We start from the raw sequence: 19158 nt of genomic DNA, 5'->3' as shown, positions 1-19158 counted from the left end.
GCGGGCGCTTTAGCGGATGATAACCAGCCCGGCAGGACAGACCTGCCGTCGTTACCGATTGCCAGCCGCTCACGAGGCGGCTCTTGCAGGTGAATTTGATGACTGTGTTGCGCCTTCCCATTGTGATGCTCATGAGCAGCCTGCTCGGGTTGGGGGGTTGTGTGGCGCACAAGCCCATACCGCTGTATCAACTCGATGGCGGCAGCCCCAGCGTACCGAAACAGGAAAAAGGCCTGGCCGTGCTGCTCGGTCCGGTGTCCATCGCCGACTACTTGCAGCGCGAAGCCTTCCTCCAGAGGCAGAACGACGGCAGCCTGATGCCGGCCGACGACGCCCGCTGGGCTGGCAGCCTGGCCTCGGACATCGACCAGTTGCTGATGCGCCAACTGGCCTCGCGCCTGGACAGCCAGCGCCTGGTCCTGGCCCCGGCCACCCCCGGCTTCACGCCGGACGTGCAGGTGCTGCTGACCATCAGCCGCCTGGACTCCGGCCCGCATCATCCGGCCGTACTGGAAGCCCAGTGGCGCCTGATCGACCGCGCCGGCCAACTGCGCGGCAGTCGCCTGGTGCACTTGCAGGAAGTCCACAGCGGCACAGCGGCCGACCAGGTCCAGGCCCAGAGCCGCCTGTTGCGCCAATTGGTCGAGCAACTGGCCGAGGCCATCGAGCCGCTGCGCAACCAGCCGATTGCCGAGGCGGTGACCAAGCCGGCCACGCCGGCGCCGAAACCCGCGAGCAAACCGGAGAAACCCGCGATCCCGTTGATCGAGCCGGTCCGCAACAGCAACGAAGTCCTACGATTCTGACCCCCGATGCGGCCCCGTGCGGGCCGCATGCGTTACCGGAGCTCTGGCCCATGGCCCGCAAGAAAGCCGTCGATTTCGAACAATCCCTCAGTGAACTGCAGCAACTGGTCGAGCGCCTGGAAGGCGGCGAACTGTCGCTGGAGGATTCGCTGACCGCCTTCGAACAGGGCATTCGCCTGACCCGCGATTGCCAGGCCGCTCTGGCCCAGGCCGAGCAGAAGGTGCAGATCCTGCTGGAACGTGACGGCGAACTCGAGGAAGCGCCTTTCGACGCGCCAACCCAAGCATGATCGCCACCTACCAACAGCGCAGCCAGGCACGGGTCGACGCGGCGCTGGAACAACTGTTCAGCGCTACCCGCCCCGAGCTGACCCGTATCTACCAGGCAATGCGCTACAGCATCATCAATGGCGGCAAGCGTGTGCGCCCGTTGTTGGTCTACGCCGCGTGCGAGGCGTTGCACGGCGATCTCGACCAGGCCGATGGCGCCGCCTGCGCGGTGGAACTGATCCACGGTTATTCGCTGGTCCACGACGACCTGCCGGCCATGGACGACGATGACCTGCGCCGCGGCCAGCCAACCACTCACAAAGCCTTCGACGAAGCCTGCGCGATCCTCGCCGGCGACGGCCTGCAGAGCCTGGCCTTCGAGGTGCTGGCCGCGCCCCGGCACAACCCGGACGACGCCGGGCTGCGCCTGTCGATGATCGCCACCCTGGCCCGCGCCGCCGGGCCAGCCGGCATGGTCGGCGGGCAGGCCATCGACCTCGAGTCGGTCGGCCATAGACTCGACCAGGCCGCCCTGGAAACCATGCACCGGCACAAGACCGGCGCCCTGATCGAGGCCAGCGTGCGTCTCGGCGCCCTGGCCAGCGGCAAGTCCAGCGAACCGGACCTGAACGCCCTGCAGCACTATGCCCGGGCCATCGGCCTGGCGTTCCAGGTACAGGACGACATTCTCGACGTGGAAAGCGACACCGCCACGCTCGGCAAGACCCAGGGCAAGGACCAGGCCCATGACAAACCGACCTACCCCGCACTGCTCGGCCTCGACGCGGCCAAGACCTATGCCCTGGACCTGCGTGACCAGGCGCTGCATGCCTTGCGCGCGTTCGGTGACAGTGCCGAGCCGTTGCGGGCGCTGGCCCACTACATCGTCGAGCGGCACAACTGATCCGCAGCAAAGAGCTGGGTGCCGTCAACGTCTAGACTGCTGCGGATTCGAACTCGGGAGCTGTCAATGAACGTCGATATCGCCATCGTCGGTGCGGGTCCAGCCGGTCTGTGCCTGGCTCGTGCGCTATCCGGCCACGGCCTGTCCATCGCCATCCTCGAACAGCAACCCCGCGCGGCATTGGCCGAGCCGGCATTCGACGGCCGCGAGATCGCCCTGACTCCGGCCTCCAGCGCCGAGCTGCAACGCCTGGGCATCTGGTCGCATATCGCCGCCGAAGACATTGCCCCGCTACGCGACGCCCAGGTGCTCAACGGGCCCTCGCCGTTCGCCCTGAAGATCGCCGCCAACCTTGCCGGCCAGTCACGTCTCGGGCAACTGGTGGCGAATCGGGCAATCCGCCGCGCCGCCTATCAGGTCATTGCCGATTGCAGTGACGTGACGTTGCTCGACGAACGCCGGGTCATTCATCAGCACACCTCGCCCACGGGCGTGAAGTTGCGCCTAGACGACGACAGCAGCCTGGACTGTCGCCTGCTGGTCGCCGCCGACAGCCGCTTCTCGCAAACCCGTAGGCAGCTCGGCATTCCGGCCAGCCAGCGCGACTTCGGCAAGAGCATGCTGGTCTGTCGCATGCAGCACGAACTGCCGCACCACAGCGTGGCCTGGGAATGGTTCGGCTACGGCCAGACCCTGGCGCTGCTGCCGCTCAACGGCGACCAATCCTCGGTGGTGCTGACCCTGGAGCCCAAGGAAATCGAGCGCCTGCAACATCTCGAAGCACACGCCTTTGCCCAGGAAATCGAGCAGCGTTTCGACAAGCGCCTGGGCAGCATGCAACTGCTCAGCAGTCGCCACGTCTACCCGCTGGTCGGCGTGCACGCCCAGCGTCTGTGGGCACCCCGCGCGGCGCTGGTCGGCGATGCCGCCGTCGGCATGCACCCGGTCACGGCCCACGGCTTCAACTTCGGCCTGCTCAGCCAGCAACGCCTGGCCAGGCTGATCCTCGCCGCCCACGCCAAGGGCCAGGACATCGGTGCCAGCAGCCTGCTACAGCGCTACAACCGCGAACAACAACTGGCGACCTGGCCGCTCTACCAGTTCACCAACCTGCTGGTCGGCCTGTACACCGACGACCGCTTGCCCTCGCGCCTGCTGCGCAACGGCGCCTTGCGCCTGGCCCAGGGGCTGAAGCCATTGCGCGGGGCGATAGCCAAGCATTTGACCAAGCCGGCGGGTGGCTAGGGCTTGTTCCCGCTTCGTTTTGAAGGGCTGCTTCGAGGCAGGAGCGGACGTTTCGGTTCACCGTCATTCCCGCGAAGGCGGGAATCCAAATAAAAAAGCGCTTCTGGATTCCCGCCTTCGCGGGAATGACGATTGACGGTAGACCGGGCGCTTGCAGGATGTCCGCTCCTGCCTCGAAGCAGCCCTTCAAACCGAAACTCTACAGCCCTCGAAATTACCCCCTGCAACGCTTTTTCTGCCTGCTTTGGGCTTCAGGCTGCCAGCTCGCTTGGGCAGTTCCCGGCGCTTCGGGTAAACTGCCGCATCTTTAAAGACCTATAACGATAGCCTGATGCCCACGACGTTCCACGAGTTCCCCCGCGTACGCCCGGATACGCCGCTGCTCGACCGTGCCGAGAACCCGGCCGGCCTGCGCCGCCTGGCGGAAACCGAGCTGGAAACCCTCGCCGACGAGCTGCGCCAGTACCTGCTCTATTGCGTAGGCGTCAGCGGCGGGCATTTCGGCGCAGGTCTGGGCGTGGTCGAACTGACCATCGCCCTGCACTACGTCTTCGATACCCCGGACGATCGCCTGGTCTGGGACGTCGGCCACCAGGCCTATCCGCACAAGATCCTCACCGGTCGCCGCGAGCGCATGACCACGTTGCGCCAGAAGAGTGGCCTGGCCGCCTTCCCGCGCCGCAGCGAAAGCGAGTACGACACCTTTGGCGTCGGCCACTCCAGCACCAGCATCAGCGCCGCCCTGGGCATGGCCATCGCCGCCCGCATGCAGGGCAGCAAGCGCAAGAGCGTGGCGGTGATCGGCGATGGCGCGTTGACCGCCGGCATGGCCTTCGAGGCGCTGAACCATGCCTCCGACGTCAAGGCCAACATGCTCGTGGTGCTCAACGACAACGACATGTCGATCTCGAAGAATGTCGGCGGCCTGTCCAACTACCTGGCCAAGATCCTTTCCAGCCGGACCTACGCCAACATGCGCGAGGGCAGCAAGAAAGTCCTGTCCAAGCTGCCCGGCGCCTGGGAAATCGCGCGCAAGACCGAAGAGCACGCCAAGGGCATGCTGGTTTCCGGCACGCTGTTCGAGGAGCTGGGCTGGAACTACATCGGCCCCATCGACGGCCATGACCTGCCGACACTGCTGGCGACCCTGCGCAACATGCGTGACCTGGAAGGCCCGCAGTTCCTGCATGTGATCACCAAGAAGGGCAAGGGCTTCGCGCCAGCCGAGGCCGACCCCATCGGTTACCACGCGATCACCAAGCTGGAACCGCTCGATCCGCCTGCCGCTACGCCGCAGACGCCAGCCGGTCCCAAATACTCCGCGGTATTCGGCCAATGGCTATGCGACATGGCCGAGGCCGACGCGCGCCTGGTCGGCATCACCCCGGCGATGAAGGAAGGCTCCGACCTGGTGGCGTTCAGCGAACGCTTCCCCGAGCGTTATTTCGACGTGGCCATCGCCGAGCAACATGCGGTGACCCTGGCTGCCGGCATGGCCTGCGACGGCGTGAAGCCAGTGGTGGCGATCTACTCGACCTTCCTCCAGCGCGCCTACGACCAACTGATCCACGACGTGGCGGTGCAGAACCTCGACGTGCTGTTCGCCATCGACCGCGCCGGCCTGGTCGGCGAAGACGGCCCGACCCACGCCGGCAGCTTCGACCTCTCCTACCTGCGCTGCATCCCCGGCATGCTGGTGATGACCCCGAGCGACGAGAACGAACTGCGCCAGATGCTCAGCACCGGCTACCACTACCAGGGTCCGGCGGCGGTGCGTTATCCACGTGGCAGCGGCCCCAACGCGGCCATCGATCCGCAGCTCGAAGGCATTGAAATCGGCAAGGGTGTGATCCGCCGCGCCGGTAGCAAGGTCGCCCTACTGGCTTTCGGCGTGCAGTTGAGCGAAGCCCTCAAGGTGGGCGAAACCCTCGACGCGACCGTGGTCGACATGCGTTTCGTCAAACCGCTGGACGAGTCTTTGGTGCGTGAACTGGCTGCCAACCATGAGCTGCTGGTGACCATCGAAGAGAACACGATCATGGGTGGCGCTGGCGCGGCAACCAGCGAGTTTCTTGCTCGTGAGAACATCCTCAAGCCGGTGCTGCATCTGGGTTTGCCGGACAGCTACACGGAGCACGCCAAGCCGGCGCAGATGCTGGCCGAGTGCGGGCTGGATGAAGCGGGGATTGAGCGGGCGATCCGCAAGCGCTTGGCGTCGGGCGCCTAACGGCAAGAGCAAGGGCAGAGATGGGCGGCCGGTCATTGAGGGGGGCTGGGCAGAGGCGGCAGCTTCAAGCAGCACGGCACAAGCCATGCGTTGCTCACACGACGATCTCTGCTCACAGGCTCTGACAAAGTTTCTCCACTGCCCCCAACATCTGAAAACTCGGCCGCTCGATGCCCTTGTCCGGTACCACGACCAGCTTCGCCTGCAACTGCGGGAATGCCCGCCACTGCGCCAACTCAGCTTCGCTGCCGCCGACGATCACCGCCGGCTCCCGCGCCAGCACCGATTCGACGCCAACCTGTGGCGCAGGAATCTTCAACTCCTCGAACACATTGCGCGCCCCACAGACCCGCAACGCATCACTGATGATCTGCCCACCACCGATGGTATACAGCGGCTGGTTCCACACCTGATAGAACACCGGCAGCAACTCATCGCGGAGATAAGTCCGGCGTAGACGTGACAAACCATCCCGAAAACGCTGTTCCAGCACCCGCCCCTCCGATTCGCGGCCGACCTGCCGGCCAATCTCACCGAGCTGGCCCGCCAACTGCTCCAAGTCGTGGGGCTCCGCCTCGTAAAGCGCGATACCGGACTCACGCAGTTGCTCGCGCTGCGCAGGCGAGACGGCGCCCGGCCATAGCAGGATCAGGTCCGGCTGCACGCTGAGCAGGGTTTCCAGGTCGAGCTGACCGTAGCGTCCGACCGAGGGCAGGTCACGCAACGCCGTCGACCGCTCGCCGCCATCCAGCACGCCGACCAGCAGATCCTCGGCCTGCAGCTCGACCATGATCTCGGTCATCGACGGTGCCAGGCTCACCACCCGCCGTGCAGCCGAGGCCGGCAAGGCCAGGACAACGACGAACAGGAACAGCAGCCAGCGGCGCATCAGCCGAGCTGGGCAGGAATGCGATAGAGAAAGAAGATCGCCACACTGGAGAATGCCAGCAGCACCAACGCTGCTGCATTCAGGCCGCTGAACACCGCAACGGCAGCGATCCAGGCCGGCAGGCCCGCGGCCAGGAAGCCGAGGCGCCGGCGGCGCGCCAACTCGATCCAGGCGCTGGCTTCTTCCTGCGTGTCGAGTGCCTCGCCGGTGGCGATCAGGCTGCGCTTGTAGGCGTTGAACAACGGCAGGGTAATGAACATCGAGGCCATGCCGGCGATGAACAGCGGCACCTCGATCACCGGCAAGGGCGCCTCGCCACCACCGAACAGAAAACAGAAGAGAAACAGAGGCGCGATGGCAAAGCCGAGGTAACGCCACCATTCGAGGCTGAGTCGATGGCGAACCTCGGCGCGGGTCATTCGAGTTCCGCCTGGTGCCGGGCGCCCAGCAGATGGCCAAGCTTGCCCGCCTTGGTCGCCAGGTATTTGCTGTTGTAGGCGTTGTGTCCAGCCTGCAAGGGCTTGCGCTCGGCGACCTTGATACCGAAGGCCTCCATCGCGTTGACCTTGCGTGGGTTGTTGGTCATCAGTTTGAGCGACGAAATGCCCAGGTGATCAAGCATTGGCAGGCAGATCGAGTAATCCCGCATGTCGGCGGCGAAGCCCAGGCGCTCGTTGGCTTCCACCGTATCCGCCCCGGCGTCCTGCAGCTCGTAGGCGCGAATCTTGTTCAGCAGACCGATGCCACGACCTTCCTGGCGCAGGTAGAGCAACACGCCACGCCCCTCGAGGGCAATTGCCCGCAGGGCCGCTTCGAGTTGCGCACCGCAGTCGCAGCGTTGGCTGAACAGCGCATCGCCGGTCAGGCACTCGGAATGCAGGCGTCCAAGTACAGGCTGGCCGTCATCCACCTTGCCGAGGGTCAGAGCCACATGCTCCTTGCCGGTCTCCTCGTCGAGGAAGCCATGCATGGTGAACACCGCGAACGGTGTCGGCAGTTGGGAAGCGGCGACGAAGACAACGGACACCGATTGCTCCTGTTGAGTCGAAAGAGCGGCAATTGTAACAGCAGCGCCGGCCGATCGCGCAGCGTGAATTGGTCCGCCAAGGGGGATGTTTTTCAGCCCTGCGCCAGGCGGGCGGATGCAATGTAGCCAAACCTGTTGAGCAGTATGGAAAAGGATACATTGATCCAGGTCAAAGAGGCTCTGGATCAATGGTTTAAGCGATTTTTATCGGCTTTATCCCGACTCCTGTCCCATGCCACAATCCGCGCCTGGATCGTGAAGTAGTTCGCTGTTCGAACTTGCAGTGAAAGCGCCGAGGAAGGAGTAGTACCCATGGACGCCACGAGTACGCGGGATCAGGCCGCCTTCACCCTGATAGAACTGATGGTCGCAGTGGCCATCATCGCCATTATCGCGGCCATCGCGCTGCCGGCCTACAACTCATACATCCTCAGGGGCAAGGTCAAGGCCGCCCAGGCGGATCTGGTGGCACTGAGCCTGAACCTGGAAAACCAGTATCAGCGCCAACTCTCCTACCCCACCACCAGCACCGACAACACGGCCGCCACCAAGGCCCTGTTCAGCGGCTGGAGTCCGGCCCAGAGCAAGGATTTCGACTACAGCCTGAACAGCCACGACGGCTTTTCTGCCAGCGGTTCGAACTACCTGGTGGCAGCCATCGGCACCAGCAATGGCCTGAGCGCCTGCGTACTGACCCTGGAAAACGACAACACTCGCACTGCCGTCAGTTGCCCCGGCGTCGACTCGACATGGTGAGGGCACACGGCTTCAGCCTCATCGAGTTGCTGGTGACCCTGGCCCTGCTGGCCTTCCTGCTGATGCTCGCCGTGCCCTTCACCAGTGCCTGGAGCAGCAGCGCCAAGCTGCGTGATACGGAAAACCTCTTGCTGCAAGGGGCCGGGCGGGCCAAGGCCCTGGCCCAGCGCAACCACTACGGGATGACCGGCAACCAGGTGGCCGCCCGCCTGTGTTTCGACAGTCAGGAGCTGAAGCTGCAGCTCTACCAGGCCAGCAGTTCCGACGAAGCCAGTTGCAGCGGCACCCCCATATGGAGCGCCGCCGTACCGCAGGGCGCGACGATCAAGGACGGCAGCACCGACTTCGCCTGCCTGGCGATGGACAGCCGCGGCCTCCTGCTGGCCAAGGACAGTTGCAGCACGACGACCAGCTACACCCTGGAAGTGGGGAGCGAAAATGTCGTTACCACGATCATCTGAGCCTCACTGCCAGCGCGGTGACATCCTCCTCGAATCGCTGATCGGCATGCTGCTGATGTCGATCATCGGCCTGGGCCTGGTCTACACCACCTCACGCGTATCGGTCAGCCAGAAGGACATGAACCTGCACAACCTGGTGGTCAGCAAATTGCGTGAGGAACTGCAGGCAGGCAACTGCGCATCAAGCAGCTTCAAGCCAGTCGCCAGCGGCGAGACCTTCGCGATCCAGGCGCACTCGCGCAATGTTTCGCTGAACATCGACAGCAGCACCATCGACCAGACCCTGTGCTCGCTGTCGGTGAATGCCGAAAGCCTGGGCGGCACGATCTGCGTGGGAGCCACAGCATGCGAAAGCTGAACGCTCAACGCGGCATGACCCTGGTCAGCCTGATGATCGGCTGCGTGCTGTCGATGTTGACCATCCTGGCCATGCTGGCGCTGTACAAGAACCTCATCCAGGTGGCGGTGGTGGCGACCAAGGATGCCAACCACGACGGCCAGTTGGCCTCGGCCCTGCTGGTCGCCCAGCTCGAACTACAAGGCGCCGGCTTCGGCCTGGAAGGCAGCGCCAGCAACATGCTCTATCTGCCCACCGATACGCCAGCCCTGCTCTGGCGCTATCGCACCGACCCGGACGACGCCTCGACCAACTGGTGCATGGGCCTGCTCGAACGCTCGTCCAGCGACGGCTCGCGAACCCTGACCCTGCTCAAGAAGTCCGCCTGCAGCGCCAACCTGGCCAGCCTGTCACTGGCGGATGAAACAGACACGCTGAAGAGCGCCTGGCAGGAAGACGGTGTCATCGATCTTGCCACGCTGATGCCTGGCAGCAGCGGCACCCTGTTGACCATCGAGCAGAACGCCTCGACCAACTGCAACGCCTACAGCAGCGGCGACGGCACCCTGCACCCGCAGATCACCCTGACCGCCCAGAGCGCCTCCGGCCTGGCCAGTGCCGCTGCGGGCGCTTCGATCACGCCGATCAGCTACCGGGTCTGCCTCTCCAACATCTCCGCGTCATCCTGAGCAAAGGGTTCTTTTATGAGTGCAGTTGCAAGAAGCCACATCGGCCTGCGCACCCGACAACGCGGGATGGCAACCATCCTGATCGTGCTGCTGGCCGGCATGGCCCTGACCGTCACCACCCTGGGCATCATGTATTCGGTCAGGACCGCTCAGGACAAGCAGGTCACCGTGCATGCAGCGACCCATTCCCAGGCCGGCGCCTGGATCGCCGTGGAGGCGATCCGTCAGTACCTGCAGACCCTGGACAAGGATGCCCTCGATGCACTGGCGGCATCCGCCCAACTCACCTTCGATATCGGCGACAACAAGGTCATCGCGCACAATTTCTCCCTGGCGGCGATCGCGGGTGACGCAGACAACACCCACCGCCTGGGCACCGACATCAGCTACCAGGATGTCGCCGCCCGTTCGACATCGACCATCAACGTGGTCTACAACGTGGTACCGGCCAGCACTTCGGGGACGCAGACCAACAACCCGTTCAATCAAACCCTGAACATCTACGACGACCTGAACATGACGGGCGGTATCTCAATACTCGGCGGCGATGTCTCCAACTTCAACGTCGATGGTTCGGTCAACCTCAGCAACGCCTCGGTCACCGGTATCAATACGCTAAAGGCGACCGGTGATATCAGCATCAACAGTGCCATATCGGTGGTCACCCTCTATTCCAATGGCGACATCACCCTGTCCGGCTCGGCGACCGCTGGAACCGCCTCTGCACTGGGTGACATCACCATCAATAGCGGCGGCAGCCAAGGCACGCTGAATGCCAATGGCAATATCGTCATTACCAACGGCAGCACCACCACAGCCAACGCCATCGGCTATATCACCACGAACAGTGGCGGCACCCATGGCACATTCACCGCAGGCAAGACCATCGCCGTGAGCAATGGCACCCTTGGCAGTGCCAATGCGGTTGGCGACATCACCATCAGCAACTGGCCAACCGTCACCACCTCGCTCAGCCAGGGCTCGGTCACCTGCCCTTCGCAATACTGGAGCAACTTCACCAACATTCAGGCCGGCGTCACCACCCACAATTGTCCGACGTCAACCAAGATCACCGCTCCAGCCGCAGTATCGGTCAGTACCATGACCGCGCTTTCCGAGTTCACCCTGACCCGGCCGAATGTCGACGCCTACCAGTTGAAGGGCTCCGCCAACTACATCTTCACCTACGCAGACGGCAAGATTCAGGTCACGGTGAACAGCGTCAACGGCATCACGGCCGGAACCTATCGCATTGGCAAGACCAAGAAAGACTGGAACGACAAATGGGGTTACCTGTGCAGTGACCTGGACAGCAGCGGCTACTGCAAGACCGAGTGCGCCGAACAAACCAATGGCAGTTGCACCGGCTCGGGAGCCAGCGCCCTGCAAAAGATCTGCGAGGGCACCTGGGCCGGCGCCGAGTGCATCGCCTATTCCAGCAACAGCAAAACCTGGACCCTCAACGGCCAGTCCGGCAATACCGTGGTCGCACCCGGCGTGCTCTGGTTCGAAGGTGATCTCGCGCTGCAATCCGGCTATTTCCGCAACAGCGTCATCGCCACGGGCTCGATAACCACCTCAGGCAGCGACAAGGTTTCGGCGGTCAACTACAACGGCTACAGCCTGACCTGCGAGAACACTACCTTCCCGAATCTCTACCCAACCAACTTCTGCGACAAGAGCAGCGCCAGCCTGATCAGCAATTCGGTCGGCAATATCGGCCTGCTCGCCGGAGGTTATGTCGATGGCGTATTCAGTGGCGGAGTGATCAGCCTGGGCGCATCCACCGAGATATTCGGCAGCGTGATCGCCGGCGATACGCTGCTCACCAGCGGCAGCAGTACCGTACACGGCTACGTCACCGCCGTAGGCCAAGGCAGCGGCACGGTGAACAACTGGACCGGCAGCCTGGTCATCGACCTCAACAACCTGCCGGAGGACTACACCCCCGGCGACATTCCCGACATGACCGGCAGTTGCGACAGTGACGACTGCGATACCCAGACGACCTGGCCGGGCCAGGCCAAGGTGCTGTGGTCGAGGTATCTGTAGGAGTTGCAGCGGCTCGAGGCTTGCCCCGGCACTTCAGCTACGCGTACTGATCTTCATGACGGCACCTTCCTCACGCCAGTCGACGCGTGACAGGAAGCTCATGCCCAGCAGCACATCCATGGGCGACTCGCCTTCCAGCACCAGTGCATCGACATCGGCTACATCCAGCGTTCCGACGCTGACCTTGTCGAGCCGAACCTTCCAGGCATTGACCACACCGGCAGCGGTACTCACCTGCAAGCGCTCACCGGCCTGGTAGTCCAGGGACATGCGCCGCGCATGTGCCTCGCTCAGGGTCACATAGGTCGCGCCGGTGTCGAGAAGAAACTGGAAGAAGGTCCCGTTCAGGGCGCCCTGTGGCCAGTAATGCCCACCCGGACCACGAGCGACCGTGTAATGAGTAGACGCCGACTGGGCAACGACCATGCCGCCCACCTCGCGGGTCAGGCTGTAGGGGCGTTCCACGCCATCGACACGCAGGACCGCGCCCTTGCTGCTGGCGCTGACCACCAGAACACCTCCCGGGCCACTCTGGCCCGCGCGCACCAGCTTGCGCTCCCCGTCGACCACCAGCACCGCGGCATTGGGAAACAGCCCCACTACCTGCACCTGGGTCGCTGCATGCAGGGCGTCGCTGGCACTACCCAGCAGCAGGCTCGCCACCAATAGCTCAATGCCCCGCATCGATATGCTCCGGATACTTGTCGAACAGATAGGGTTGTTCCCAGCGCTGGTACAGGCGGCGCAGGCTGCCGTCCTTGCTCACCTGCGCCAGCCGCCGGTCATACAAGGCGGCGAACGCACGACCACGCGGAGTATCGGCAAAGCCCGGGTACATCGGCAATCCCGTCAGTTCGGTTATGCGAAAGCGGTCAGGCTCCGGACTGCTGGCAAGCACATCGGCGATGTCCGGGAGCGCATCGATATACAGGTCCAGGCGGCCCCGCTCGAACATCGACAGCACGCCGGAGCGCCTCTCGATCTCACGGAAACCGGTTATCCCCGGCAAGAAACGCTCATAGCCATACCCCCGCATCCAGGCGACACGATAATTGCCCAGGTTCGCCAGGGTCGGCACGGGCCTGCTGCGCAGGCTCAACCCGGAAACCGGATCGATGGCATAGCTGCGACGGGGGTAGAACACGCCCTTGAAGCCCTCGCTGCTGCCGTAGGAGCCCAACCAGGCATCGGCGTCACCGCGCCGTACCAGGCCGACGCTACGGGTGTAGACCTCGCTGCGGTGTTCGAGCCTGACCCCGGCGGGTTCGAACAGCAGGCGCATGATTTCCCAGCCCAGGCCGCTGCCATCGGCATTCGTATAACCGGGCCATATGTCACTGACCACACGAATCCTGTCTGGCAAGGCTTCGTTGGCCTGTGCCGGAGCGGCACCACCCAGCGCCAGCCAAAGGCTCAGACCGAATGCTCGCCATTGCCAGGCGAAACGACGACTTCGCGGGCGCCCCAGCTTAATCATGGGCAGGTCCGAAATGCTGGTAGCCCGAGCGCGGCGGATCGACCGCCTGCCCTGCCGCGTCGAGCACATGCACGCCCTCGCCGGCGGTGACCCGGCCAATGACCTGTACCGCCGGCCATTGCGCCCGCAGGTCGGCCAGCCTCGCCGCAGGCAGGGTGAATGCGAGCACATAATCGTCGCCGCCAGCCAGCGCACACGCCAGCGCATCGACCTGATCGAAACGGCGCAACGCAGCGGAGAGCGGCAGTTCCTGGCATTCGATCTGCAAAGCCACGTTGGACGCACGGGCGATATGCCCGCAGTCGGCCAGCAGCCCATCGGAAATATCCAGCACGGCAGTGGCACGACCACGCAGCAATTGCCCCAATGCCAACTGTGGCGGCGGTGACCAGTAATGCGCCAGCAGCGCCTCAGCGATTGCCGGCTCGGCCACGCACTGGCCCAGCACCAGCGGCAAAGCACCCGCCGCATCGCCCAGGTTGCCGCCGACACACAGCAGATCGCCAACCTGCGCACCGCCACGGGTCAGCGCCTGGCCATGCGGCACGCGACCGAATACGGTAACGGTCAGGCTCAGCGGACCACGAGTGGTATCGCCACCGATAAGCACCAGCGAACAGCTCGCGGCCATCTGCGACAAGCCACGGCTGAAGCCATCGAGCCAGGACTCGTCAGCCTCGGGCAGAGTGATCGCCAGGGTGAAACCGAGCGGGTCGGCGCCCATGGCCGCCAGATCGCTGGCCGCCACCGCGAGGGTACGCTGACCGAGCAGGAAGGGATCGGGGGAGTGCGGGAAATGCACTCCGGCGACCAGGGTATCGGTGGACACCGCCAACTGCTCGTCTGCCGCCAGTTGCAACAGTGCGCAGTCGTCGCCGATCCCCAGGGCAACGGCCGGTGCCGCCTGCGCACAAGGCGCGGCGGCGAAGAAGCGACCAATCAGTTCGAACTCACCCATGACGGGCCCGCCACGACTCAGCGCTTGTTGGCACTGACTTCGGCGGCACGCAGGCTCGGCGCCAGCTTGTCCAGCACACCGTTGACGAACTTGTGCCCGTCGGTGGCGCCGAACACCTTGGCCAGCTCGATGCCTTCGTTGATCACCACGCGATAGGGCACGTCGACGCGGTTCTTCAGCTCCCAGGTGGACAAACGCAGAATCGACAGTTCGACCGGGTCCAGCTCTTCCAGCGGAATGCTCAGCAACGGCGTGAACGCCTGGTCCAGCTCCGACTTCTGGGTGGCAACGCCGGAGAGGATCTCGCGGAAGTACACGCCATCGACGCCACTGAAGTCATTGTCCACACGGAACTGCGCTTCGATCTCGTTCAGCGATTGACCTGCCATGTGCCACTGATACAGCGCCTGCATGGCCAGGCTGCGCGCGACACGGCGGGTCGCGATCTTGCCCTTGGCCTTGGGCTGCGGAGCGTCCTGGCTGTCGTCGTGATTCAGACTCACTTGGCCTCCAGGGCAGCCAGCAGGCTGACCATTTCCAGGGCGGACAGGGCGGCTTCGGCACCTTTGTTGCCAGCCTTGGTGCCGGAACGCTCGATGGCCTGCTCGATGGAGTCGACGGTCAGTACGCCGAAGGCGACCGGCACGCCATATTCCATGGAAACCTGAGCCAGGCCCTTGGTGCACTCGCCGGCGACGTATTCGAAGTGCGGGGTGCCGCCACGGATCACCGCGCCAAGGGCGATGATCGCGGCGAATTCGCCACGCTGGGCGACTTTCTGGGTGACCAGCGGGATTTCGAAAGCGCCCGGCGCCCGGATGATGACGATATCGCTCTCGCTGACGCCATGGCGAACCAGCGCGTCGACCGCGCCACTGACCAGGCTTTCGACGACGAAGCTGTTGAAGCGGCCGACTACGAGGGCGTAGCGGCCTTGGGGTGCGATGAAGGTGCCTTCGATGGTCTTCAGGGTCATGGCGAGTCTCAGTCTGTATAAAGAGCCGAAGCGCCAGAAGCGCTTCGTTGTAAAAATAGGGTGACGCCCACTCGTGGCTTATGACCGCGGTCAAAGGCTGCGAGCTAGAGCCAGACTAGGCGGAAATGGCCGAGGGAGCGGAGTTTACTCTAGTAAATGAGCATCCCGCGGCCATTTCCAACGACGTATGGCCGACGCGCAGCAGTCTTTGGGCAGGGTCTTACTCTGCGGGCAGGTATTCTACTACCTCCAAGTCAAATCCGGATATCGCATTGAACTTCATCGGCGAGCTCATCAGGCGCATCTTGCGCACGCCCAGGTCGCGCAGGATCTGCGAGCCGGCGCCTACGGTGCTGTAGGTACTCGGCGCCTTGGCCGCGCCTTCGGCCTCGCGGATGTGCGCCAGCACTTCGTCGCCATCCAGCGAGTGGCCCAGCAACAGCACCACGCCGCTTCCCGCCCTGGCCACTTCGGTCATCGCCGCACGCAGGCTCCAGCGCCCAGGCTGACGCACCATCAGCAGGTCACGCATCGGGTCCATGTTGTGCACCCGCACCAGGGTCGGGTTCTCCGGACAGATGGTGCCCAGGGTCAGGGCCATGTGCACGTCGCCCTCCACCGAGTCGCGGTAGGTCACCAGGTTGAACGGGCCGACCTCGCTGTCCAGCGGCTGCTCGGCGATCCGCGTGACCGTGCGCTCGTGGAGCATGCGGTAGTGGATCAGGTCGGCGATGGTGCCGATCTTGATGCCGTGCAGTTGGGCGAACTCTTCCAGTTCCGGGCGACGGGCCATGGTGCCGTCGTCGTTCATGATTTCGCAGATCACCCCGCTCGGCTCGTAGCCGCCCATGCGCGCCAGGTCGCAGGCCGCCTCGGTGTGGCCGGCACGCGCCAGCACGCCGCCCGGCTGGGCCATCAACGGGAAGATGTGGCCGGGGCTGACGATGTCTTCGGCCACCGCGCTCTTCGCCGCGGCGGCCTGCACGGTGCGTGCGCGGTCGCTGGCGGAAATGCCGGTGGTCACGCCTTCGGCGGCCTCGATGGAGACGGTGAACTTGGTGCCGAAGCCCGAACCGTTGCGCGGCGCCATCAGTGGCAGCTTGAGGGTTTCGCAGCGCTCGCGGGTCATCGGCATGCAGATCAGGCCACGGGCGAAACGGGCCATGAAGTTGATGTGTTCGGCGGTGACGCACTCGGAGGCGATGATCAGGTCGCCCTCGTTCTCGCGGTCTTCGTCATCCATCAGGATGACCATCTTGCCGGCACGGATGTCTTCGACGATTTCTTCGATGCTGTTGAGAGCCATGGTGGACCGTTCCTTACTTCAGGTAGCCGTGCTCGGCCAGGAAACTTTCGCTGATGCCGCCGGCATTCGGCTCGGCGGCCTTGTCGCCGAGCAGCAGGCGCTCCAGGTAACGCGCCAGCAGGTCGACCTCGAGATTGACCTGCCGCCCCGGGCGGTAGTCGGCCATGATGGTTTCGACCAGCGTGTGCGGGACGATGGTCAGCTCGAACTCGGCGCCATTCACCGCGTTGACCGTGAGGCTGGTGCCATCGACGGTGATCGAGCCCTTGAGCGCGATGTACCTGGCCAGTTCGCGCGGCGCGCGGATGCGGAACTGCACGGCACGGGCGTTTTCCTCGCGGGAGACGACTTCGCCGACCCCGTCGACGTGGCCGCTGACCAGATGGCCGCCAAGCCGGCTGGTCGGCGTCAGGGCCTTCTCCAGGTTGACCGGGCTGCCGCTCTTGAGGTCGACGAAGGCGGTGCGGGTCAGGGTTTCGCGGCTGACGTCGGCCCAGAAGCCGTCACCCGGCAACTCGACCGCGGTCAGGCACACGCCGTTGACCGCGATGCTGTCGCCCAGCACCACGTCACCCAGGTCGAGCTTGCCGGTCTTGACGTAGACGCGCACGTCGCCGCCCTTGGGGGTGATCGCGGCGATGCTGCCGATGGCGGCGATGATTCCAGTGAACATGACGGGCTCCTTCTCAGGCCGGCAATTCTACGAGCTTGCGGATCGTATCCGCACAGGTGCGAGCGGCTTCCGCGCCCTTGACCTTGAAATGCTCGCGGAAATAGGTCTGGTGTTCTTCGCCAGCATGGAAGTGATGCGGCGTCAGCACGGCCGAGAACACTGGCACGTCGGTCTCCAGTTGCACCTGCATCAGCCCTTCGATGACCGCCTGGGCGACGAACTCGTGACGGTAGATGCCGCCATCGACCACCAGGCCGGCAGCGACGATGCCAGCGTAGCGACCGCTACGGGCCAGGCGCTTGGCATGCAAGGGGATCTCGAAGGCACCGCCGACTTCGAACAGGTCGATATCGCTGCGGGCATAGCCGTGGTTCTGTATCTCGGCCAGGAAAGCATCACGCGACTGATCGACGATGTCTCGATGCCAGCAAGCCTGGATGAAAGCGATGCGAGGACGCTCGGAAAGAATCTGGGACATGGGTACGAACTCCTGTTTATGGATAAAACAGGGCAAGCTGGATCGATAGGGATTATCGAAGGCGCGCCAAGACGGCGCCCTGGGAAGGAATCCCGCTCTCTCTTCATCCGGACTGTAACCGTCGGCCCCGGAATCACACCGGGTCTGCTGGACCTTGCCGCCCTTGGCCGGGTGGGCAAGCGCTCGCGGGCTAGGCCATCGGGCCATCACCGCCGGTGGGGAATTGCACCCCGCCCTGAGAACGTTGCGGCTCAAGGCCGCGCCGAGCTTTTTACCACAAAATCCGCGCACGTAAATATTTTGTGACGGATGTTCGACCAAGGTCGCTGCATCCCGGCGAAGCTGGGCGCCGGTTGTCCTCGGCACGAGTCCTGTGAAACCCTGCCGCCCCTTCCTGTGAATACTTATCGATGTCTCGCTCCCAACGCCTGCTGACCTTGATCGAAATACTGCGTCGCCATCGTTTCCCCGTGGCGGGCGCAGTGCTGGCCGACGAACTTGGCGTAACCCTGCGCACCCTTTACCGCGATATCGGCACCCTGCGCGAACAGGGCGCGAATATCGAAGGCGCGGCGGGCCTGGGCTTCGTCCTGCGGCCGGGCTTCATGTTGCCGCCCTTGATGTTCAGCGAAGACGAACTCGAAGCGCTGGTGCTGGGGTCGCGCTGGGTGGCGCAGCGCACCGATGAACGCCTCGGGCTAGCCGCACGCAACGCGCTCGCCAAGATCAGCAGCGTATTGCCACGGGCGCTCAGGGATGAACTCGAAGCCAACTCGCTGCTGATCGGCCCTGGCGCGTCGCGCCCTCCGGAATCGATTTCCCAGCCGCTCATCCGCCAGGCGATCAAGACTGAGCGCAAAGCCCGGATCAATTATCAAGACTTAGGTGGCAACGCATCCGAGCGCACGATCTGGCCCTTTGCCCTCGGCTACTTCGACGACGTGCGTGTGCTGGTGGCCTGGTGCGAACTACGCGATGGCTTTCGCCATTTCCGCACCGACCGCGTCAGTGCCTTCGAGGTCATGCAAGAGCGTTATCCACGCAGGCGGCAAGCGCTGCTGAAGGACTGGCGCCGGCAACACAACATCGCCGAGCAGTAGGCGATCACTGCTGACAGAAATGGGTAGGGACCTCCGTAGGATGGCCTCGCGCCGTTGAGCGCAGCACCTTTCAGGAGTCAGTCATGCTCACACCCAATTTCTTCATCCTCTACGTCAACGACCCACTGGCCAGCGCAGACTTCTACGCCGGCCTGTTCGGCAAAGCCCCGGTCGAGGCCGCACCGACGTTCGCTCTGTTCGTCCTCGATGCGGGGCTCAAGTTCGGGCTCTGGTCAAAACGTGACGTAGAGCCGGCGGTAAACGCCATCGGCGACCTTGGCGAGGTGGTGTTTCCTGTCGCTGATCGGGCAACGGTCGACACGACCCATGCCAATTGGCTGGCCAAGGGGATCCGCGTGGCCCAGGCACCGGTAAAGATGGACTTCGGCTACACCTTCGTCGCCCTAGATCCGGATGGGCATCGTTTGCGGGTGTTCGTAGCGGAGCACAGTTGATCTGCTGACACCGAAAGGCCAGGTAGGATGACCCTAGGGTCTGTTGCCGTTTCGTCGCGACCGCGCCGGAGC

At 64.1% G+C, this 19158-nt stretch carries 23 protein-coding genes and 1 riboswitch; of the genes, 12 read left to right on the top strand and 11 right to left on the bottom strand.

The annotated features are described in order from the left end of the window. Positions 1 to 98 precede the first annotated feature (98 nt). The 5 genes from ACSZPK_RS15970 (at position 99) to dxs (ending at position 5452) form a co-directional block, all read left to right on the top strand. The gene (locus ACSZPK_RS15970; RefSeq protein ID WP_437882461.1) at positions 99 to 806 is read left to right on the top strand and encodes a PqiC family protein; all 708 of its coding nucleotides are present in this window, start codon (positions 99 to 101) and stop codon (positions 804 to 806) included. A 50-nt stretch (positions 807 to 856) separates the two neighbouring features. Beyond that, a complete protein-coding gene (locus tag ACSZPK_RS15965) occupies positions 857 to 1096 on the top strand; it encodes an exodeoxyribonuclease VII small subunit (protein WP_437882460.1) in 240 nt (79 codons plus the stop codon). Continuing rightward, positions 1093 to 1980: a (2E,6E)-farnesyl diphosphate synthase gene (gene ispA, locus ACSZPK_RS15960; RefSeq protein ID WP_437882459.1), complete on the top strand. Its 888-nt coding sequence runs from the start codon at positions 1093 to 1095 to the stop codon at positions 1978 to 1980. The genes ACSZPK_RS15965 and ispA overlap by 4 nt, the downstream gene beginning before the upstream one ends. Positions 1981 to 2046: 66 nt before the next feature. Beyond that, on the top strand, positions 2047 to 3225 hold the full coding sequence (ubiM, locus tag ACSZPK_RS15955) for a 5-demethoxyubiquinol-8 5-hydroxylase UbiM (protein WP_437882458.1): 1179 nt from the start codon (positions 2047 to 2049) through the stop codon (positions 3223 to 3225). 331 nt (positions 3226 to 3556) lie between these two features. Next, positions 3557 to 5452, top strand: a complete 1896-nt coding sequence (gene dxs / locus ACSZPK_RS15950) for a 1-deoxy-D-xylulose-5-phosphate synthase (protein ID WP_437882457.1) — start codon at positions 3557 to 3559, stop codon at positions 5450 to 5452. A 112-nt stretch (positions 5453 to 5564) separates the two neighbouring features. Here dxs and ACSZPK_RS15945 read toward each other — a convergent pair whose 3' ends face one another. From ACSZPK_RS15945 to ribA, 3 genes are read right to left on the bottom strand one after another with little or no spacing between them, the layout of a single operon-like run. Next, entirely contained in the window at positions 5565 to 6341 is a 777-nt protein-coding gene (locus tag ACSZPK_RS15945) for a helical backbone metal receptor (protein WP_437882456.1), read from the bottom strand. Then, a complete protein-coding gene (locus tag ACSZPK_RS15940) occupies positions 6341 to 6760 on the bottom strand; it encodes an MFS transporter (protein ID WP_437882455.1) in 420 nt (139 codons plus the stop codon). The genes ACSZPK_RS15945 and ACSZPK_RS15940 overlap by 1 nt, the downstream gene beginning before the upstream one ends. Beyond that, on the bottom strand, positions 6757 to 7368 hold the full coding sequence (gene ribA / locus ACSZPK_RS15935; RefSeq protein ID WP_437882454.1) for a GTP cyclohydrolase II: 612 nt from the start codon (positions 7366 to 7368) through the stop codon (positions 6757 to 6759). Before ribA ends, ACSZPK_RS15940 begins: the two co-directional genes overlap by 4 nt. A gap of 312 nt (positions 7369 to 7680) precedes the next feature. Between ribA and ACSZPK_RS15930 the strand changes: the two genes are divergently transcribed. From ACSZPK_RS15930 to ACSZPK_RS15910, 5 genes are all read left to right on the top strand, one after another. Continuing rightward, positions 7681 to 8124, top strand: a complete 444-nt coding sequence (locus tag ACSZPK_RS15930; protein ID WP_437882453.1) for a type IV pilin protein — start codon at positions 7681 to 7683, stop codon at positions 8122 to 8124. Then, on the top strand, positions 8118 to 8585 hold the full coding sequence (locus tag ACSZPK_RS15925) for a prepilin-type N-terminal cleavage/methylation domain-containing protein (protein ID WP_437882452.1): 468 nt from the start codon (positions 8118 to 8120) through the stop codon (positions 8583 to 8585). The genes ACSZPK_RS15930 and ACSZPK_RS15925 overlap by 7 nt, the downstream gene beginning before the upstream one ends. Further along, positions 8563 to 8943 carry a hypothetical protein gene (locus tag ACSZPK_RS15920; protein ID WP_437882451.1) on the top strand — a complete coding sequence of 127 codons (381 nt, stop codon included), beginning with the start codon at positions 8563 to 8565 and terminating at the stop codon, positions 8941 to 8943. Before ACSZPK_RS15925 ends, ACSZPK_RS15920 begins: the two co-directional genes overlap by 23 nt. Further along, positions 8931 to 9611 (top strand): PilW family protein, encoded by a 681-nt coding sequence (locus ACSZPK_RS15915; RefSeq protein ID WP_437882450.1) that lies wholly within the window; start codon positions 8931 to 8933, stop codon positions 9609 to 9611. Before ACSZPK_RS15920 ends, ACSZPK_RS15915 begins: the two co-directional genes overlap by 13 nt. A 66-nt stretch (positions 9612 to 9677) precedes the next feature. Continuing rightward, positions 9678 to 11663 (top strand): hypothetical protein, encoded by a 1986-nt coding sequence (locus ACSZPK_RS15910; protein WP_437882449.1) that lies wholly within the window; start codon positions 9678 to 9680, stop codon positions 11661 to 11663. A gap of 33 nt (positions 11664 to 11696) precedes the next feature. Here ACSZPK_RS15910 and ACSZPK_RS15905 read toward each other — a convergent pair whose 3' ends face one another. From ACSZPK_RS15905 to ACSZPK_RS15870, 8 genes are all read right to left on the bottom strand, one after another. Then, entirely contained in the window at positions 11697 to 12347 is a 651-nt protein-coding gene (locus ACSZPK_RS15905) for a retropepsin-like aspartic protease family protein (RefSeq protein WP_437882448.1), read from the bottom strand. Next, the gene (locus ACSZPK_RS15900) at positions 12334 to 13140 is read right to left on the bottom strand and encodes a substrate-binding periplasmic protein (protein ID WP_437882447.1); all 807 of its coding nucleotides are present in this window, start codon (positions 13138 to 13140) and stop codon (positions 12334 to 12336) included. The genes ACSZPK_RS15905 and ACSZPK_RS15900 overlap by 14 nt, the downstream gene beginning before the upstream one ends. Further along, positions 13133 to 14098 (bottom strand): thiamine-phosphate kinase, encoded by a 966-nt coding sequence (gene thiL / locus ACSZPK_RS15895; protein ID WP_437882446.1) that lies wholly within the window; start codon positions 14096 to 14098, stop codon positions 13133 to 13135. Before thiL ends, ACSZPK_RS15900 begins: the two co-directional genes overlap by 8 nt. 17 nt (positions 14099 to 14115) lie before the next feature. Further along, positions 14116 to 14595: a transcription antitermination factor NusB gene (gene nusB, locus ACSZPK_RS15890; RefSeq protein WP_437882864.1), complete on the bottom strand. Its 480-nt coding sequence runs from the start codon at positions 14593 to 14595 to the stop codon at positions 14116 to 14118. Between the two features lie 2 nt (positions 14596 to 14597). Further along, positions 14598 to 15074, bottom strand: a complete 477-nt coding sequence (gene ribH, locus ACSZPK_RS15885; RefSeq protein ID WP_437882445.1) for a 6,7-dimethyl-8-ribityllumazine synthase — start codon at positions 15072 to 15074, stop codon at positions 14598 to 14600. 220 nt (positions 15075 to 15294) lie between these two features. After that, positions 15295 to 16380 (bottom strand): bifunctional 3,4-dihydroxy-2-butanone-4-phosphate synthase/GTP cyclohydrolase II, encoded by a 1086-nt coding sequence (gene ribBA / locus ACSZPK_RS15880; RefSeq protein WP_437882444.1) that lies wholly within the window; start codon positions 16378 to 16380, stop codon positions 15295 to 15297. 13 nt (positions 16381 to 16393) lie between these two features. Continuing rightward, positions 16394 to 17053: a riboflavin synthase gene (locus ACSZPK_RS15875; RefSeq protein ID WP_437882443.1), complete on the bottom strand. Its 660-nt coding sequence runs from the start codon at positions 17051 to 17053 to the stop codon at positions 16394 to 16396. Between the two features lie 13 nt (positions 17054 to 17066). Continuing rightward, positions 17067 to 17531: a 6,7-dimethyl-8-ribityllumazine synthase gene (locus ACSZPK_RS15870; RefSeq protein WP_437882442.1), complete on the bottom strand. Its 465-nt coding sequence runs from the start codon at positions 17529 to 17531 to the stop codon at positions 17067 to 17069. A gap of 90 nt (positions 17532 to 17621) precedes the next feature. Continuing rightward, positions 17622 to 17778, bottom strand: a riboswitch (FMN riboswitch). 163 nt (positions 17779 to 17941) lie between these two features. Between ACSZPK_RS15870 and ACSZPK_RS15865 the strand changes: the two genes are divergently transcribed. Both ACSZPK_RS15865 and ACSZPK_RS15860 read left to right on the top strand, forming a co-directional pair. Next, positions 17942 to 18631 carry a helix-turn-helix transcriptional regulator gene (locus tag ACSZPK_RS15865; RefSeq protein WP_437882441.1) on the top strand — a complete coding sequence of 230 codons (690 nt, stop codon included), beginning with the start codon at positions 17942 to 17944 and terminating at the stop codon, positions 18629 to 18631. A gap of 83 nt (positions 18632 to 18714) precedes the next feature. Beyond that, the gene (locus tag ACSZPK_RS15860; RefSeq protein ID WP_437882440.1) at positions 18715 to 19086 is read left to right on the top strand and encodes a VOC family protein; all 372 of its coding nucleotides are present in this window, start codon (positions 18715 to 18717) and stop codon (positions 19084 to 19086) included. The last annotated feature ends 72 nt before the right edge of the window (positions 19087 to 19158 follow it).

This window comes from Pseudomonas sp. LRF_L74 (assembly GCF_965644255.1).
Taxonomy (GTDB): domain Bacteria; phylum Pseudomonadota; class Gammaproteobacteria; order Pseudomonadales; family Pseudomonadaceae; genus Aquipseudomonas.
This window is presented reverse-complemented; position numbering and strand designations above follow the sequence as displayed.